The sequence below is a fragment of the Streptomyces sp. RP5T genome, from assembly GCF_003933965.1.
Lineage (GTDB): Bacteria > Actinomycetota > Actinomycetes > Streptomycetales > Streptomycetaceae > Streptomyces.
In genome coordinates this window covers 1-3,817 of the sequence record NZ_RSAJ01000720.1, presented here as the reverse complement: position 1 = coordinate 3,817, position 3,817 = coordinate 1, and the positions used below count along the sequence as shown (strand labels likewise).

General features: G+C 68.2%; 2 protein-coding genes. Both read right to left on the bottom strand.

Annotated features, from left to right (window positions below; translation table 11 throughout):
- Positions 1-423: 423 nt before the first annotated feature.
- On the bottom strand, positions 424-1,746 hold the full coding sequence (locus EHS43_RS39820; protein WP_125195433.1) for an RICIN domain-containing protein: 1,323 nt from the start codon (positions 1,744-1,746) through the stop codon (positions 424-426).
- Positions 1,747-1,810: 64 nt separating this feature from the next.
- Positions 1,811-3,793 carry an alpha-L-fucosidase gene (locus EHS43_RS39815; RefSeq protein ID WP_125195432.1) on the bottom strand — a complete coding sequence of 661 codons (1,983 nt, stop codon included), beginning with the start codon at positions 3,791-3,793 and terminating at the stop codon, positions 1,811-1,813.
- Positions 3,794-3,817 lie beyond the last annotated feature (24 nt).

Here is a 3,817-nt window from a genome sequence, read left to right as displayed (position 1 = left end):
GGCCACGACGAACAGGGAGCCAACGGCGGTGAGGGCAAGGGCGGTTGCGCGTCTGCGTCGCACGAGCGCGCGGTGGTTCAGGGACAACGGGTTCTCCTTCGGTACGAGGCCGGCCCGTGGTGGGGACCGTGGACGAGACGGAGCGGCGGGGTACGCCGGTCCGGAGCGCTGCACGGCATGCGGGTGGAAGGAGGTGGGGGGTGAGGGAAACGCGACTGGTCGCACGCTGGAACTGTGAAGGAACTGTGAGTTCCCGAAGAAGAGTGACACCGCGTGCCTCACCTTGTCATGCAAGCCTCAACATTACGGCTTGAAACTGACCATGCTTGCCGGGCAAATCGCCACACGCGAACGCTGTTTTCGGCCTGGATACCAAGGTTTTCGGGGCCAGGCCCGTGCCGTCTCGGGCCTGGCCCCGGTCCGTCAGTTCTGCAGGCGCCAGTGCTGGTTGGCGCCGCCCGAGCAACTCCACAGCTGGATCTTCGTCCCGTTGGCCGTTCCCTGGCCGTTGGCGTCCAGGCAGAGCCCCGACTGAGCTGCTGTGATCGTGCCGTCGGCATTGATGTTCCATTGCTGGTCCGGCTGACCGTTGCAGTCCCAGATCGCCGCCGGTGTGCCGTTGCCCGCGCCCTGGCCCACGCCCAGGCACTTGTTGCCGTAGACGAGCAGCTGCTTTCCGGTGGTGTGGGTCCACCGCTGGTTGGCGCCGCCGTTGCAGTCCCACAGCTGTGCCTGCGTGCCGTTGGCCGTGGTCGAGTTGTTGATGTCGACGCAGCGTCCCGACTGCTGGCCGACGATCTGCTGATTCTCGGTGGGCTGCGGTGTCGGCGGCGTGCCCGAGCCGAACTGGGTGAAGAACTGCCACACCGCCGCCGACGTCCAGGTGCGCCAGCCGTCACCGGTGGAACCGTCGATGGGACCGGGGTCGTGGCCCGCTCCGTCGAACGCCGCCCAGACGACGGGGTATCCGGACCTGCATCCGGAGTAGGCGGTGATGATGTGCGTCAGGCTTCCGTTGGCCGGCTCGGGCGGGTTCTGCGGGGTGCAGCCGTTGGTGCGGACGAAGGTGTCGCGCAGTTGGCGTCCCGACGCGATGGGCAGCACGTTGTCCCTGATGCCGTGCAGACCCATGTAGGCGATGGGCTGAGTGCCGCCGTTGCAGCCGCTGAGGTTCGCGCCCGAGTAGACCGCGACCGCACGGAAGACCGTCGCACGGGAGCAGGCGAGGGCGTACGACATCGCGCCGCCGTAGCTGAAGCCGGCGGCGAACAGCTGGCCGGTGTCCACGCACAGTCCCGACTCGATCTGGTTGACCATGGCGTCGACGAAGGCCACGTCCTGGCCGCCGGGGTTGGCCCAGCCGTTGCCGTTGCCCTGGGGGGCGACGAAGATCGTGCTGTTGTTGGCGTTGTCCGCCAGGCGCCTGAGGCCGTAGTAGGACCAGTTGTATCCGTCCGTGCCACCCGAGTCGACGTCGTTGGCGGTGCCGCCACGCCAGTGGAAGCCGAAGACCAACCGGTAGGGGTGGTTGCTGTCGTAGCCGGCGGGGACGCGCAGTATGTAGGTGCGGTTCTGGCCGCCGCTCTGAATCGTGTGGGTACCACTCGTCAGTGTGGGGGCCTTGCCGCAGCCGGGCGTCGCTGCTGCGGCGCCTGCGGCCCTGGTCGGCGCGAGTGCGCCGAGGCCGCTGCTGAACGAGCTGCCCGCGGCCGACAGGACGAGAAGCAGCGCGGCGGCGAGGGACATCAGGAGCGGTAAGCGTTTCATGCGTTCCTTCTTCCGTGGGGGTGGGCGCGGGGAGCGCAGGGGTTCACACGGCCGTGATGGTCCATTCGTTGTTGGTGCTGGAGTTGGGTGTCCACAACACGGTGGTGGAGCCGTTCGTGGTGCTGCCGCTTCCGTCCAGGGCGGTGCCGGTGCCCCGGTTGACGATCCGGTAGCGGTTGTTGCCGAGGCTGACCAGCGACCACTGCTGGTTGTTGCCGCCGTTCCAAGCCTGTTGGCGGGCGGGCGCCCCGTTGGCGGTGTTGCCGTAACTGTCGGCGGCCATGCCGTTGGTGCGGTTGATGATGCGGTGGTAGCCGTTGCCGAGGTCGATCAGCTGCCACTGCAGGTTGGTGCTCCCGTCGTAGCTCCACTGCTTGAGGTTGGAGCCGGCGGCGACGCTGCCCCCGCTGTCGAGCACCAGTCCGCTGGTGCCGTTGGCGATCCTCACCCAGGTCGTGGAGCCGCCCGGCGCGCCCAGGACGGGGATCTCACCGGAGAAGGTGAGCTTGACCGTGTACGCCAGCGCGCTGAAGGGCGCGTTGGACGAGGGCATCGTCAGGTGCAGCCCACCCGCGTCCTGGGTCGGTGCGGGCAGGTCGATATAGGTCCCCGCGGTGTTGCCCAGCAGTTGGGCCCCGGTCAGACTGCTGAGATTGATCCGGTTCGAGTTCAGTGTCGTGACGGTCATGGTGCCGCCCTGCCAGCCCAGCGCGGTGGCGTACAGGACCTTGTTGTCCCGGCTGCGGGTGAACCGGACGTCCTGCGGTTTGCCGGCCACCGGTCCGCTGAAGGAGCCTCCGCCCATCTTCGTGGGGCCCTCGCCGTAACTGCTCCAGGAGCGGGTGGCGTAGACGGCCTCTCCGAAGCGGCCGAGCCAGTCGCCCATGGCGAGCAGGATGGACTGCTGCCCGGAGGGGATGGTGCCGTCGGCCATCGGGGCGATGTTCAGCAGCATGTTGCCGCCCTTGCTGACCCGGTCGATCAGCGAGTGGAGCAGCGCCTGCGTCGAGTAGTAGCCGATGCCCACCGTGTAGCACCAGCTGGAGGAGGAGATGCTGTCGTCGGTGAGCCAGTAGGGGGTGAGCAGGTCCGCCGGGCCGCCGCGCTCGAAGTCGAAGACCTCGCCCTTGTTGTTGAGGCCGTCCTTGTAGGTGGCGACGACGTCCTTGTTCCACGCGACGGCCTGGTTGTAGTAGTGCGCGAGGAACTGGAGCCGGTAGGACTCCTGCACCAGGTTGAGGTCGAAGTCCTGCCAGACCAGGTCCGGCTGGTAGTCGTCGATGACCTCGACCAGCTTGTCGTACCAGAGCTTGTTCTCCGCCGCCGTGCCCTGCTGGCCGTACAGGACGCGCAGGGTCGGGTCCGACTGGGAGGGCACGTGGTCGTAGAAGCCGTTGAAGTGGTAGGCGTGGTGCAGCGAGGCCATGAACTTCAGCCCCTGCCCGCGGATGGCCTGCGCGTGCAGTCCCACCAGGTCGAGCTTGGGGCCGTGCTGGACCGAGTTCCACGGGTTGGAGCGGCTGTTCCACATGGAGAAGCCGTCGTGGTGCTCGGCGACCGGGCCGGCGAATCTGGCGCCCGCGGCCTTGAACAGCCGGGCCCAGGCTTCCGGGTCCCACTTGCCGCCCTGGGAGACGAGCTTGGGGGCGAACTGGACGAAGGTGCCCGCCTTGTCGCGGGCTCCGTCGATGAAGTTGTTGTACGGCCACGCCGAGGGGTCGCCGTAGGTGGCCTTGTGGTGGTTGTTCTCGGCCGAGCCGCCGATGTACATGTTGCGCGGGTACCACTCGTTGCCGAAGGCGGGGACGCTGAAGGCGCCCCAGTGGTAGTAGATGCCGAACTTGGCGTCCTGGAACCAGGCCGGGGCCGGGGGGTGCTGGTCCACGGAGGTCCAGCTCGCGGTGTAGCTGCCGGGGCCGTCGGTCGCGGCGGCCTCGGGGGCGAACCGCAGCAGGCCGGCGGCCGCCGACGCACCGGCCGCCGCCAGCAGTCGGCGCCGGCTGAGCGGCAGGGGGGAGGCAGTCATGTGGGGGCCTTTCGGAGGGATCGG

What these genes read in the sequence shown, in the direction of transcription:
- EHS43_RS39820 (WP_125195433.1), bottom strand. Translation starts at nt 1,746, where the DNA reads ATGTCCCTCGCCGCCGCGCTGCTTCTCGTCCTGTCGGCCGCGGGCAGC.
- EHS43_RS39815 (WP_125195432.1), bottom strand. Translation starts at nt 3,793, where the DNA reads ATGACTGCCTCCCCCCTGCCGCTCAGCCGGCGCCGACTGCTGGCGGCG.